Here is a 14,105-nt window from a genome sequence, read left to right on the forward strand (position 1 = left end):
ATATGATGACCCGCTCCGCGACGTGTGACACAGCGATTCGCGTTTTTAGACAGGCTGAAAATCAGTCGTCATCCATCAGTCCCACCATCTCCACCAGCCTGCTTTTGCTGGCGTCGGGAAACTGGTTCATGATTTCCAGGATTTCATCGATGCCCGAAAAAAAGGCGTCCACCACCGCCGGGTCAAAGCGGATTCCCCTGCCCTCCGAGATGATGGAGCAGGACTCGTCCACCGAGATGGGCTCCTTGTACGGCCTTCGGGAAGTGAGAGCGTCGAACACGTCCGCCACGGAGGTGATGCGGCCCACCAGGGGTATGGCGTTTCCGGCAAGGCCCTTGGGGTAGCCGTTGCCGTCCCATCTTTCGTGGTGGGTCATGGCTATGACCTCGGCGAGCCTTATGAAGCCCACGTCCGAGCCCTGGAGAATCTGGCCGCCTATTATGGTGTGGCGCTTCATGATCTTCCACTCGTCGGGCTTCAGCTTGCGGGGCTTCAAAAGTATCCGGTCGGGGATGCCGATCTTTCCGATGTCGTGCATGGGCGCGGCGTAAAGGATGGAATCGAGGACCTTCTGTCCGAGGCCCATGCGCTTGCCCACTGCCACGCAATAGCGGCTCATGCGCTGGATGTGGTCGCCCGTGTGCTCGTCCTTGTATTCAGCCGCCTTGGACAGGCGATGGATGGTATCTAAGGAGGCGTTCTGAACCTTCAGGTAAGCCAGGTGAAGCTGGGCCGTGCGAACCGCGATGTCGGCTTCGAGCTTCTTCTGGTAGTTCATCATGTGATCGTTGTAAGCCTTGATTTTTAAGGACGAGGCCACCCGAGCCCGAAGCTCCATGGCGTCCACGGGCTTGGTGAGAAAGTCGTCCGCGCCAGCTTCCAGGCCCTTCACCCGGTCCTCCACGTCTTTCAGGGAGGTGACCATGACGATGGGGATGATGCGCTGCAAAGGGTCTGCCTTGAGCCTTCGGGCCACCTCGAAGCCGTTCATTCCGGGCATCATGATGTCCAGAAGAATGACGTCGGGAGGGTTGTTCCTGATTTCCTCAAGGGCCTCCTCACCGTTTCGGGCCATTACCACGTCGTAACCCAAGGGCAGGAGCATGGCCTCCATGAGCCTGAGATTCCGGTCCTCATCGTCAACGGCGAGAATTTGGGGCTTTCCGTCCATCAAGGGCCTACCCCTTCCGCCCGAAGGCTTCGGTGTGGACGAATTCGGAAAGCTCCCGGCGCTTGGGGGCGCTGGTGCCCCTTTCTGGATAGCCGATGGGAATCATGCTGACAAGCTCGCAACCTTCGGGAACGTTCAGCAGGGCCTTGGCCTTGTCGTGATCGAAGAGCCCGGTTATGAGGGTTCCCAGGCCTAACGATTGGGCGCAGAGGCAGAGGCTTTGGGTTGCGATGCCAAGATCGAACATGAACCAGTCGCCGAACTTGGTGGTCACCACGTTGTTGTAGAAGCCGCTGGTTCCCAGCCTGCCGCAGATGACAAGCACCACCGGGGCCTTTAAGATGGCCTTTTTTCCCGGGTTACCCTTGGCCAGGGTCTCGCCCAGGGCCGCCCTGGTTTCCGGGTCTTTCACCACGATCACTTCCCAGCACTGGGTGTTGGCCCAACTTGGCGACCAGCGCACGGCCTCCAGAACCTGGGAGAGCATCTCGTCGGGAATGGGAGTTTCCAGGTAATTGCGGATGCTTCTGCGCTCGGTTATGTTTTTCATAAGCTCGTTCATCGACTCCCCCCTCTAATTCATAGGCATGATGGCCCGTCAAAAAAGACCGTCAAACGGATTATTCCTATATAAGTCTTGCCCTTTTTCAGGCCCCAAAGTCAACGAGATTTTAAGCCGCGCAGCAAGGCATCAAGGCAAGGGCGCACCATTCGCCTGTGTCGTTCACTTCCAGGACCCTCATGCCCAAAGCATCGAGCCTTTCCAGCACCCAGTCCCTCTTTTCGGTGATTATGCCGGAAAGAATGACCACAGCGTCCCTGGAAAGGCGTCCCGCCATCATCTCCATAAGGCTCACCACGGGCTTTGCCTCAAGGTTGGCGACGATGAGGGGAAAGGTTTCCACGTCAACGCCCCTTGCCAGATCAGCAAGGCGAAGGTCGAACAGGGTTTCCGGCACGGAGTTTGCCGCAAGGTTTTCACGCGCCACCATCAGCGCGTCCGGGTCGAAATCGGTGCCAAGAATCCATCCCGCGCCCAGTTTTGCGGCGGCCACCATCAGTATGCCGCTTCCGGTCCCCACGTCCCACACCCTCTGGCCGGGGCGAAGCCATTTTTCCAGAAGTTTAAGGCACATGGAGGTGGTGGCGTGGCCGCCTGTTCCGAAGGCCATTCCGGGGTCTATTTCGATGACTATCTCGTCAGCCGACGCCTTGTAATCCTCCCAGGACGGCTTTATCACCAGCCGGTCGGTCACCTTCAGGGGATGGAAGAAACGCTTCCAGGTTTCGCTCCACTCCTCGTTACGGCGAGTGTCGGTACGGATTTCGCAGTCCACGGAAAGGTTTTCGGCCAGCCGCATAAGGTCGGCGGAAAGGCTTTCCAGTACTTTTCCGCCTTCCGCGTCGTCCGGAAGATGCCCGGTGACCGAGTATTCACTGTCCCGGTCGTCAACAAGCCCGGTCCTTCCGGGCTCGGTAAGTTCCACCTCGTCGATTCCGTGGCCTACGAAGACCTGGGCCGCAAGTTCCTGAAAAATCAGGGCGTTTTCACCCTCGAAAACCGCCTTCACCATAAGCCAGCTACTTGTTTTCATCACTAAAGCTTTCCGTTCCAAATTACCCTCTGAAAAAAATAAGGCGGCATAGAGGCCGATCACAAGCGATGAGCCGCAAGGCGCGCAAGCGGATCGCGCTTTTGGACGGCATCAACGATCCCTTTCGGCTTCCTCGAACCGGGTATACTCGCCGAAAAAGAAAAGGTTCACGGTTCCGGGCGAGCCCTGGCGGTGCTTGGCGATGATGAGCTCGGCGGGCTTCCCCTGGCTTTTGTCCGCTTCGCCGGCAGCGTCCTTGTCTTCCCGGTTTATGAACATCACCATGTCCGCGTCCTGCTCCAAAGCTCCCGATTCCCGAAGGTCCGAAAGCATGGGACGCTTGTTCTCCCGGCCCTCGATCTTCCTGTTCAACTGGGAAAGGGCGATTATGGGGACCGAAAGCTCCTTGGCAAGGCTTTTGAGCGAGCGCGATATGAAGGAGATTTCGAGGTCCCGGCGCTCGGCCTCGGAAGGGCCTTTCATGAGCTGGAGATAATCCACGATTATCATGGAAAGGCCCTTTTCCTTCTTGATCCTCCTGGCCTTGGCCCGGACGTCCAGGGCCGTCAACATGCCGGAGTCATCAAGAAACAGCGGGATGCCGTCCAGGTTTCCCACCGCGTCCCGGAGCCTTCCGTAATCGTCGTTGTTGAGATATCCGCCCCTTACGTTCCAGGCGTTCACCCTGGCCTCGGCGCACAGGACGCGCTCGACAAGCTGGTCGTTGGACATTTCGAGGCTGAAAAAAAGCACCGGCTCGCCCTTTTTGGCCGCATGGGAGGCGAAGTTCAAGGCCAGGGCGGTCTTACCCATTCCGGGCCGGGCCGCCAGAATTATCAGCGCCCCGGGCTGGAAGCCGCTGGTCTTGCGGTCCATGTCTGGAAAGGGCGTGGGAACGCCCGTGAGGGGGCTACGGTCGTCCTTGCGCTTTCCTATCTTTTGGAGGGACTCGTGCAGAAGCGGAGTCACCGGGGAAATTGCGGAGGCGTTCTCGTCGTCGGATACCGAGAAGATGGCGTTTTCAGCGAAATCCACTATCTCGCGCACGTCGTCGTCTTCCTCGAAACAGTGCCGCACTATCCTGTGGGCCTGCTCGATGAGGCGGCGCAAAATGGCCTTGTCCTTCACGATTTTAGCGTAATGGGGGGCGTTCACCGCCACCGGCACTTCTTCGTTGAGGCGCGCAAGATAGGGGTAGCCTCCTATGGCCTCCAGCTCCTTTTTGCGCTTTAACTGGTTTCCTATGGTGATGATGTCGGTGGGCTCGCCCCTGCCGAAAAGGTCCAGCATGGCCCCGAAGATTTTCCTGTTGGCCTCGGAGTAGAAATCGCCCGGCTCCAGGTGCTCCATAATTACCGGAAGAACCGACTCGCCCACCAGGACCGATGCCAGAAGGGATTCCTCGGCCTCCAGGTTCTGGGGCGGAACCCGGCTCAGGGACGGGTCATCCAGGGCGGTCTTCTGCTTTTTCCTGCCTTTTTCGGCCATGACAAGGCTTCCTTGCTGTCGGGGAAAAGAGACTGATTACTTCGCGTACACAGGCGGCATAAAATGATAAAATATTTTATGCTTCTATACTATTCTCAGTTTTCCCGTAAAATGAACAGGTAACTTTCACCCTTGGAGCGCTGGCGGGACGCCCGCGCTCCAAGGAAAAGCGCTTTGCTGAAAATTGTTCGTAGCCACGAAATATTTTGACACCAAAAAATAGTCCGACCGTGTTAAAATTTTGGTCTACTGCTTTTATCGACAAAGGAGCCAACCATGAAGATAGGCCTTATGAACGACCCGGCAAAGCCGGTTGCGGACGAAATCCGGCGCATTGGCCGGGCTGGCTTTGATTTTATTGATCTAACGCTTGAAGGACCATGCGCCTTTTCCATTGATCCCAAAGAGATAAAGCCAATACTGTCCGATTGCGGCCTTTTTGTGGTGGGCCACACGGACCCGCTTCTTCCCTGGGCCTACCCCGTGGAGTCGGTGCGGCGGGCCTGCATTTCGGAATTCGCCAGGGCGGCGGAGACCTTCGCCGCGCTTGGGGCGAAGCTCATGAACATCCACCCCTGCTACGCGGCCCCGGTGCTCATGAGAAACGATGTGGTTGAATTCAACCGCTCCTCCCTGCCCGCCATAGCACAGGCTGCAACATCTTTTAATCTAAGCCTTATGCTGGAAAACTTCATGTTTCCCTTCAATACGGTGGAGGTCATGAAGGGCCTCATGGACGCCGTCCCCGGCCTTCTGCTTCATCTCGATTTCGGCCACACAAACCTTGGCGGCGACGGCCCGGATGTCTTTCTTGACCGGCTTGGGGCGGACCTCGCCCACGTTCATTTTTCCGACAACCGGGGATGGGCCGACCACCACATGCCCCTGGGGGTTGGAACCGTTGACTGGAAAAAAATGGTGTCGGCCCTTAAAAAATCGGGCTACGACGGAACCATCACCCTTGAGGTATTCTGCTCCGACCCGGATATGGGCATGGAATATTGCAAAATGAGCCGGGACTATGTGCGCAGCCTGTGGGATGAGGCAGGCTGAGAGGACCGGCTACCTGTATGGGTCTTTCGTGCCCTTTTTAAAGAACATGAAGCGGTTGCCCTCGGCCTGATGGGTTTCCACGGCTACACCCTTCTGCCTGGAGACCCTGAAAAGATCACGCTGGAAGTCGAAGGGCTTTCCCTGGTACATCACATCCACCTTGAAATTTCCCGGAGACTGGTTGCGCACTAGGGTGTCTTTGACCCCGTCCAGGTTTTCCAGTATGTCGGCCAGGACGAAAAGGTCCTCTTCGGAAAAATTTTTGAACCACACGTCAAGGCGCGCGCCCTGGTGAACCTGCCTCTGCCAGTAGTCCAGAACCTGGCCAAGAAGTTCGTTGGCCGCCCCGCTGGCAGTTTTGGCCGCAGCCTTGGCCGCCTCCTCGTTTTCGTAGTGCTCGCCCTGGTTTACCAGCATGGGCGAAAAATTCCTGCCGCCCTTCTGGGCCAGAATGTCACCGGTTGAGGGAGACACTATCCTGATGGAAAAGACGGTGTCCAGGCCCGCGAAATAGGACGAATCCGTCTTGGCCTTCGCGGTTTTGACGTCATAGACGAGAAGAAGGTCCGCCTGGTACTCCAGGGCCATTTTCGCCAGATCGTCCACGTCCGCCGCTATCTGCCCGGCCCTCTCAATCCTTTTATAAACCTCCGCCGTGAAACGGGGGTCCAGGATAACGCAGCCCTTTTGAAGAAAAACGTCGGTGATGGCCTTTTCCGCCGCCGTCACCGCAGGCGCGCTCCTTGAAAGGGGGTTTTCGGTTTCGGGCAGATATACCGCCATGAACCGGGGGTTGCCCGCGAATTTCAATTGAATGCCTATGGCGTTCAAGTCGTTTGCTATGGAGGCGGTTTCCACCTCGGCCTTTATGGTGATTTCATAGGTCTGACCGTCGGCGGCCGGACCTTCGCCTGTAACCTGATAGGTTTTGACGTAGCCTGATGCCTTGGAATAAATGGAATCCCTGATCACCGTGAAGTTGGCCGCCTGGGTCTGGGAATCGATGAAAACGCCAATCCCCTGCTCAACGGCGCTTCGCAGGGCCTGCTCCAGGGCCTTTTGCCGGGCCGAAGCGGTGTTTCCGTCAACTATGGAGGCTGAGCCCGTTACCTTTTCCACCTTCTCGGCCCACGCGGGCAGGCAGAAAGCCAGGGCAAAGAGCGAAACGGCAAGGAGGGCAAGGATAATGCGTTTCATGGGAAATCTCCTCTTCCGGTAAATTTCTCCCGATCGTTGGAAAACCAGGCCGCTTTTTTCATTTTTCCGTCTGAGACCCCCACTTTACAGGGACCTCCACCAGCTTTTGCGCCTTGTTGGTGAAAAGGAGATGCCCCTTTTCAGCGCCGTATAAATAAAGGTCGCGGGTGACGGCCACGTCCTTGCGGCAGTACTCGACGATCTCGGCCACCCGGCCCTCTTTCCACCATTCCAGGGCCACAAGGCCGTCGGCGGATTTTTCAGTTCCAAGGGTTGCCTTGGCAAGGCTGTTCAAACTTAACCTGTATCCCAGGGTCTTGTAGATTTCGGCCAGCATGTCCAGCGTGGGCAGCTTGCGGAAATTGCCCCGGCTGTGGGCCGAAAGCACCTCGTAGTCAAAGCGCATGATGTTGAAGCCCACCACGAGATCAAAACCCGTAAGCCTTGCGTAAAGCTCCTCAATGCCCTCCTGGGGAAAATCGAAAAATTCGTCCCGCACGGAATCGTAAAGCACGGCTACGCTCACCCCCATTGACCGGGCCTTGTGCCAGCCGCCGACCTCCTCGGCGCTGCGCCTGGTTTCCACGTCCAACACCGCGAAATTGACCGATTTTGCCATCACCCGCCCCATCCCGCCTGTTTCAGTTTTCGGTTCCGCGCGGCTCACACGGCTTTCCTTCAAACCATAAAGGTTCTCCGGCAAAATCGGCTTTCCACGCCCCGCCGTTTTTGAGGGCTTTCCGCCGGAAACCGAGCTTGGGGGCTCCTCATGGGCCGCAGCTTCCGAAATGCCGCTTAAAAACATCCCAAGGGGGCCGGTTTCGTCCAATTTATCACGCTTAACGGTCGGAACCTGCTTTTGAGAAATGTTACGCCCCCCTGCCCCGCCCTTTTGCATGGCGGTAAGAATAAAGAGACTGGCTTTTTTGTCAATAGGCCGGTTTCCGCTGCCGCACTTGGGGGAATGGACGCAGGACGGGCAACCCAGCTCGCACCTGCATGATTCTATCACCTTCCGGGTTTTTTCGAGGAGTTCTGCGGCCTTCACAAAGGCGATGTCGGACAGGCCCACCCCGCCGTGGGCGGAATCGTAAATGAAGACCGCAGGCCCCCCTACCTGGGGGTGCAGGGGCGTGGATATGCCGCCAAGGTCGTTTCTGTCGCACATGACGATAAGGGGCAGAATGCCTATGGCGGCATGCTCCATTGCGTGGATTCCGCCCATGAAATGAAGTTTTTGGGCCTCGGCCTGCCGCATCACTTCCTTTGGAACGGCGAACCACAGGCCACGGGTCTCGAAAACGCTGGGGGGAAGGTCCAAGGGCGTGATTCCAAGGCTTTTGCCGCCCTTCACCTGCTTTTTCTCGTAACCCGTAACCTGATCGGTTACCTTAAGCCTGCCCCTATAGACTCGCGCCCCGCCCACCTGTTTTTCCTCGAAAACCTCAAGGATTTCCGTGTCCTTCTCGGCCCGGACCGTTGTGTAGTAATCGACCCGGCAGGATTTTACCCCGGCGGTCTTTCCGGCAAGGTCCAGGCTTTTCACCAGGTGGGTCTTTCCCTGGTGAAGATAGACCGCGCCCGGATGGGTCTCCCGAAAGACCCGGTTGCCGTCGATATGGCCGATGGTGGGTCCGCTCAGTCCGTCCTCGCCTTCCTGCCCGGTCAGAAGCGCTATTCTGTACTGGTCGCCGGAGCCCCTTAGGTCAACCTCCCGGTGAATGCCCCTTTTGGCGGCGTAAAAGCTTTCCTCAAGATGGTCCCGCAGAAGCCTTCCTTCCCGCACCAGCCGAAAAAGAACGGACTTCACCACGGAGTCGCTCAGAAAAGGGTCGCCCACAGTAAGCGGCAGCTCGCTTGCCGCGCATTCCACGTGCCTTGCCGCAATGATGGGGTTTTCCGGGTTTATGACCGCAGCCTCGGCACCGCGCGAGAAAAAATCATCCGGGTTATTCATGAAATACTGGTCAAGGGCGTCCTCACCCGCAACCAGGATCACCGCCGAATCGGCCATCTGTCGCCCCACCCTGCCTCCCCGCTGCAGGGTGGCCATCACGGTTCCCGGATACCCGGCCAGAAGGCAGAGGTCCAGGTTTCCTATGTCTATGCCAAGCTCCAGGGCGCTTGTGGAAACCACGGCCAAAAGCTCGCCTGAAGCCAGGCGCGACTCGATGTCCCGGCGCTCCTCCGGCAGATACCCGGCCCGGTAGGAGCAGATTTTACGGGAAAAATCCCCCACCCGGCTCGACGTCCACATGGCAAGAAGCTCCGCGAGCTTCCGGGACTGGGTGTCGACGATGGTGCGCATCTGGCGCTTTACTGCGGCCTTCAGAATTCTTATGGCGGCGCGCGGCATTGATGAATCCGGGTTGACGAAAATGAGGTGCTTTTTGCCGGCACCCGCCCCGGTCTCGTTCACCAGTGAGATTTTTTGCCCGATGAGCCGCCCGCCAAGCTCCGCCGGGTTGGCTATTGTGGCCGAGCACAGCACGAAAACAGGGTTTGCCCCGTACCACGCGCAAATTCTCGCAAGACGGCGGAACACCCAGGCCATGTGGCTGCCCATTACGCCCCGGTAAGTGTGCATCTCATCCACCACAACAAAGGCCAGGTTGGAGAAGAACTCCCTCCAGAGGCTGTGAAAGGGCAGAAGCGCCAGGTGGAGCATTTCCGGGTTGGTGAAAAGCGCGTTGGGTGGATTCGCCCGAATCTTCCTCCGGGCCGCGTCCTTGGTGTCACCATCGTAAACCGCCGCCGTGGGCGGGTTGGGAAAAAGCGCCGCCAGGGCCTCGAAGGTCTTCAACTGGTCCTGGGCCAGGGCCTTCAAAGGAAAAAGGTACAGGGCGCGGGCCTTGGGGTTTTTTAAAACCGCCTCCAAAAACGGTAGGTTATAGACGTGGGTCTTGCCGCTTGCCGTGGCTGTGGCTATGGCCACGTTGCGCCCGGCCCGCACCTCGTCGATGGCCTTGGCCTGATGGGAGTAAAGACGCCCGACGCCGATCTTATCCAGAAGAGACGATATTTCATCCGGCCAGGGCTCGGAAACGTCCGCATACCTTGCCTTTTTGGCCGGAATCTCCCTGTGGTGGACCACAAGCCGCCCCATTGACGGTGACGACTGGATGTCCGAAACGAATCTCTCAATTTCATTGATGCGCCTGGGCATGGGGCTGTCTTGGTGAAAAAGGAAAGGCCGTAACGGTCTATTTTCCCTCAAACTTCGCGGCTCGGCGTTCCACGAAGGAGGCCACGCCCTCGGCGGCGTCCCCGGATTTCATTATGGGACGTATGTCCGGCATGAGGCGAGCGAAGGCCGCCCGTTCGCCGTCAAGCCTCGCCATGCGGGAGGACAGAAGGCTAGCCTTTACCCCCAGGGGGGCCTGGGCCGCGATGGTTTGGGCGATCTCAACGGCCCGGTCAAGCTCTTTTCCGACAGGCGTCACTTCCTGCACGAGCCCGATTCGCAAGGCTTCTTGGGCGTTGATCTCGTCTCCCGTCAGAAGATAGCGCTGGGCGTTGCCCCAGCCCACTTCCTGGATGAGCCGGACCGTTCCGCCGCCCACGGGGTAGATTCCGCGCTTTATCTCTATCTGGCCGAACCTCACGTTTTCCGCAGCCACCCTTATATCCGTGGCCAGCAGCAGTTCAAGGCCGATGGTGAAGCAGATTCCCTGAACGGCCATCACTATGGGCTTGGTGAGGGGGCGAAGGTCCGAGCGATTCAAGGGATCGACGCCTTTTTCGGGAAGGTCGGGAAAGCGGCCCGCCGCAAAATAATCCTTCCACTGGGTAAGCTCCACGCCGCCGGTGAAGTGTTTTCCGTGGGCGAAAAGGACCCCCACCCTCAAGTCGTCGTCATCCTCGAGTTCGGCATAGGCGGCGGAAAGCGCCCGCCAAAGCGCGCCGTCAAATGCGTTGGCCTTGTCCGTCCGGTCAAGCCCCATAAGAAAAACGTGGCCTTTTCTCTCGGTTGTCACCTTTCCTTCGCTCATGTCTTTCTCCTTCGGTTTTTCGGATGTTGAAAATTCCTTATAAATGATTCGGGGGGCGAAAGAAACCCGCCCCCCGAAAAAATCCGCCGCAAATTTTTCAATCAATAACACGGGCACCCTTAACCTGGATAAAAACGATGAAATGCCACGGTTGGACGGAAGCGCGGGGAGGAATAATTCTTATCGTATATGACCGGCCCGCGCTTCGAAGCCCGACACAGCGGTCCGCGTTTTTAGACCGCCGCTTAGAAGGTGAAATGTTTCTGCTGCATTTGAAGCGTTATCGGGTCTTCATCAGAAAGCCTAGCGAAAAGCCCCAGGGTCTTTGGAAGCTCGTAGGCGAAAAAGTAGCGGCAGGTTAAAATCTTTCCCTCGTAGAAGTCCTTCTCGCCGCCTGAGGGGTTCTTCCCCAGGGCCGCCGCGGCCGCCAGGGCCTGCTTGAGCCATTGCCATGAAACTGCGATGTGGCCGAAACATTCAAGGAAAAGCGTCGCGTCCGCCAGAAAGGCGTCCGGCCCCTTGGCCTGGGCCCTGCCCACAAGGATCATCACGGTGTTCTGAAGGCTTTCCAGGGCATCCCCAAGCTTTTTTGCAAGGGGGGCCAGGGCGGAAACGCCAAGGCCTTCCGCAACCGTTTTTCCTGCCTCACCCATAAAGGCCATGAAGGCCTTTCCCCCGTTCATCACGCACTTTCTTCCCAGAAGGTCCATGGCCTGTATGCCCGTGGTGCCCTCGTGGATGGGGTGTATCCTCATGTCGCGGTAGTACTGCTCAACGGAGAAATCCTCGCAGAAACCATAGCCGCCAAGGCACTGGATGGCCTGGCTGCACGAGAGAATCCCCATTTCGCTTGGGTAGGTCTTGGCGATGGGAGTGAGTATTTCAAGGAGCATCTCCCATTTTTCCTTTTCCTCGCCCGTCTCGGTCTCGGCCTTGTCGAGGGCCATGCAGCATTCCAGGATGAGGCTGATTCCGCCTTCCACAACGCCCCTCTGAAACAAAAGCATCCGCTTCACGTCCGCGTGCTCGATTATGGGAATCTGCGGAAGCGCGGGGTCCTTGGATGCGATGTTGCGGCCTTGGGTGCGCTTTTTAACGTATTCCAGGGCCTCGTGGTAGGCGGCGGAGGCGATTCCCGCCGCCCCAGTTCCCACCCCCAGCCGGGCCTCGTTCATGAGCTGGAACATGTATTTGAGGCCATTGTTGGGCTCGCCCACAAGGTAGCCCCGGCACCCGCCCTTCTCCCCAATGGAAAGCTCGGTTAAGGGCGCTCCCCGGTATCCCAGCTTGTGGAAGACCTGGGTGACGGTGACGTCGTTGGGAACGAATCCGCCCGCTTCGGGCCGGAGCTTGGGCACCACGAACATGGATATGCCCTTGACCCCTTTGGGCCCGCCGGGAATTTTGGCCAGCATTAGATGAACCACGTTTTCCGCGCCGTCGTGGTCGCCCGCCGAGATGAAGATTTTGTGCCCGGAAATGCTGTACCATCCCTCTTCGGTGGGTTGGGCCTCAGTTGTGATATCCGAAAGCGAGCTTCCGGCCTGGGGCTCGGTCAAGGCCATGGTCCCCTGCCAGCGGCCGGCCAGCATGTTGGGCACGTAGATTTCGTTAAGCTCCTTCGAACCGAAGGACGTTATGAGCCGGGCCGCGCCCGAGGCCAGTTCCGGAAAAATGGCGGCCGAGTAGTTGGCGGCGTTGAAGATGAAATGATTCATGATGGTGACAGAAAATGGCAGGCCGTCGCCGCCCTGCTCGGGAGGAAAGGCCGCGCTGGTCCAGCCGCCTTCCCCAAGCTCCCTCATGATGCGGGAAACATTGGGGTGAACCTTAACCACTCCGTTTTCCAGGTAAGGAGGATGTTCGTCCATCTCGCCGCAGATTGGAAAAAACTGGTCCCGTGCCAATTTGAAGGTGGCGTCCAGAATCATGTCGAATGTCTTTTTCGTGTGCCCGGAAAAACGCTTTGTTTCGCACAGGGATTGGACTCCGAACACCTCGTAGAGCAGAAACCGCACGTTTCGCATACTGACAAACCGTTCAGCCACTTAAAGCCTCCTTTATCGCCTTTTGACCGAAAAAATGACATGGCCGCAAACCCGCCGGTTCTTTCTTTTCCCGTGAGCTTTTTTGAGCTTATCACAACCCGTTTCCGAAATCAAAATTATTACGAGCGCTCTATATATTGCAATATTTTGAGCGCCTTTTCCCAGCCGATTCGACCTTGATTTAATACCTCAACCTGGGCCGTGGATTTTTGGCACGGACTTGAAATATTGCCTTGCCTCAATTTCACTGATCGGAGTATCTGAGTACTTGGAGCCCTTAAAAACTTTTAGAATGGTGAATCGAACCTTTCTTACCGGCTTGTCATATCCTTTTACGGTCAACAACCAGGTTTTTCCTGGAATGTCTTTAAAAGAAAATAGTTCAGTATGCTCGCCGTTGATGCATATCGAAAGTTCCGCTACCCTGTTGTTTGCTTGGTACATGTCCCAGGATTTTCCATAGCCAGGGTACACCGCAAACTGATTTACCGGAACCGGAACCTTGTATTCATAGATTACCGACTCTCCCACCCCATCATTTTTTCCCGGCACCCAGGCCGTATCCAGCTTTCCATCCGACAGATTGCCAGCCCGGTATTCACTGGTATCTTCCTTAAGCGTTGAAGATGCCTTCATGGCTTGCGGCCTGTAAATCAAATAATAATAGTCATCGCCAATCCTATGGTACGGGACAGTGCCTGGATGGCTGTAATGGTGAAGCAGGGATCTTTTTTTCCCAAGGGCCACCGTCAAATCATCGGCAATCGATGGCTTAAGGTCCTTGAACTCCCATACGAGAACGATAGCTTATGCTGATGATCCGTCGTTCGTTTTCCCTGAAAGGAATACTGGATACCAGCCATTCGAACCTGACAAATTCGCCAGCATCGGAAGAGTCCTCCATTAAAAAGTCCAAATATTGATCTTCGATCTGTTTTGCCGCCCTCCTGCTTCCCGTTTCCCTTGAAAATGAAACGGGCGAGCCGTCGGCATCGATATTGTAATCTTCGACCTCTTTCCTGCCCATGAAGCTTGTGAACACGCGCGACGGAAAACCAGCCTTCACCATCACGTCAGGGCCGGTGTTATGAAAAACGTAACGTAAGCTGACCAAAGCGAAGTTCTGCCTGAACTCAATCTTAAGGTCTTCATCCACAAGTTCGACCTGACCGGTTCCAAAAATGTTGAGATTTCCTGTGGAATGCGCGCCTTCAATATATCCGCCCCAGTTTGCCTCGGCTACAAATGGCATCACAACGATTAAAAAGAGAAGACCGGCCTTTTTTAGGTTGAACATTTTTCCTCCTTCATTTCCAAACAAATCGAAAAATCAGAAAACCATAGGAAATTACGTGAGAAAGTCTTTAAGGGTTGATATGGTAATACTATATCAAAAGCCTTAAAAATTGTCCAAGCAAACAGGCCACGACGAAGGATGGAAGCGACGGCCAGTGCCGTATTCCAGATGCACGATAACCTATCGATCTTTTATGGATTATTGGAAACCCCATCCTCCCCGGCCCATCAGATTTCTTGCAAACAGGAAAGCTACGGGCTATAT

11 protein-coding genes are annotated in these 14,105 nt (G+C 56.6%); 1 reads left to right on the forward strand and 10 read right to left on the reverse strand.

Features of this window, described 5'->3' with window-relative positions:
- Positions 1–61: 61 nt before the first annotated feature.
- The 4 genes from HZB23_09920 to dnaB form a co-directional block, all read right to left on the reverse strand.
- The gene (locus HZB23_09920) at positions 62–1,171 is read right to left on the reverse strand and encodes a response regulator (protein ID MBI5844972.1); all 1,110 of its coding nucleotides are present in this window, start codon (positions 1,169–1,171) and stop codon (positions 62–64) included.
- Positions 1,172–1,178: 7 nt separating this feature from the next.
- The gene (locus HZB23_09925; protein ID MBI5844973.1) at positions 1,179–1,733 is read right to left on the reverse strand and encodes a nitroreductase family protein; all 555 of its coding nucleotides are present in this window, start codon (positions 1,731–1,733) and stop codon (positions 1,179–1,181) included.
- 109 nt (positions 1,734–1,842) lie between these two features.
- Positions 1,843–2,769 (reverse strand): 50S ribosomal protein L11 methyltransferase, encoded by a 927-nt coding sequence (prmA, locus tag HZB23_09930; protein ID MBI5844974.1) that lies wholly within the window; start codon positions 2,767–2,769, stop codon positions 1,843–1,845.
- 108 nt (positions 2,770–2,877) lie between these two features.
- Positions 2,878–4,254, reverse strand: a complete 1,377-nt coding sequence (gene dnaB, locus HZB23_09935) for a replicative DNA helicase (GenBank protein ID MBI5844975.1) — start codon at positions 4,252–4,254, stop codon at positions 2,878–2,880.
- Positions 4,255–4,530: 276 nt separating this feature from the next.
- On the opposite strand from dnaB, the gene HZB23_09940 reads away from it, so the two are divergent.
- Positions 4,531–5,307 carry a sugar phosphate isomerase/epimerase gene (locus tag HZB23_09940; protein ID MBI5844976.1) on the forward strand — a complete coding sequence of 259 codons (777 nt, stop codon included), beginning with the start codon at positions 4,531–4,533 and terminating at the stop codon, positions 5,305–5,307.
- A gap of 9 nt (positions 5,308–5,316) precedes the next feature.
- Here HZB23_09940 and HZB23_09945 read toward each other — a convergent pair whose 3' ends face one another.
- The 6 genes from HZB23_09945 to HZB23_09970 form a co-directional block, all read right to left on the reverse strand.
- Positions 5,317–6,504, reverse strand: a complete 1,188-nt coding sequence (locus HZB23_09945) for a hypothetical protein (protein MBI5844977.1) — start codon at positions 6,502–6,504, stop codon at positions 5,317–5,319.
- A gap of 58 nt (positions 6,505–6,562) precedes the next feature.
- Positions 6,563–9,670, reverse strand: coding sequence for a DEAD/DEAH box helicase (locus HZB23_09950; protein MBI5844978.1), 3,108 nt, complete (start codon positions 9,668–9,670; stop codon positions 6,563–6,565).
- 37 nt (positions 9,671–9,707) lie between these two features.
- Positions 9,708–10,496 carry a crotonase/enoyl-CoA hydratase family protein gene (locus tag HZB23_09955; protein MBI5844979.1) on the reverse strand — a complete coding sequence of 263 codons (789 nt, stop codon included), beginning with the start codon at positions 10,494–10,496 and terminating at the stop codon, positions 9,708–9,710.
- A 245-nt stretch (positions 10,497–10,741) separates the two neighbouring features.
- The gene (locus tag HZB23_09960) at positions 10,742–12,544 is read right to left on the reverse strand and encodes an acyl-CoA dehydrogenase (protein ID MBI5844980.1); all 1,803 of its coding nucleotides are present in this window, start codon (positions 12,542–12,544) and stop codon (positions 10,742–10,744) included.
- A gap of 189 nt (positions 12,545–12,733) precedes the next feature.
- The gene (locus HZB23_09965; protein MBI5844981.1) at positions 12,734–13,180 is read right to left on the reverse strand and encodes a hypothetical protein; all 447 of its coding nucleotides are present in this window, start codon (positions 13,178–13,180) and stop codon (positions 12,734–12,736) included.
- A 136-nt stretch (positions 13,181–13,316) separates the two neighbouring features.
- Positions 13,317–13,841, reverse strand: a complete 525-nt coding sequence (locus tag HZB23_09970) for a hypothetical protein (GenBank protein MBI5844982.1) — start codon at positions 13,839–13,841, stop codon at positions 13,317–13,319.
- Positions 13,842–14,105: the final 264 nt, after the last annotated feature.

This window comes from Deltaproteobacteria bacterium (genome assembly GCA_016235345.1).
Taxonomy (GTDB): domain Bacteria; phylum Desulfobacterota; class Desulfobacteria; order Desulfobacterales; family Desulfatibacillaceae; genus JACRLG01.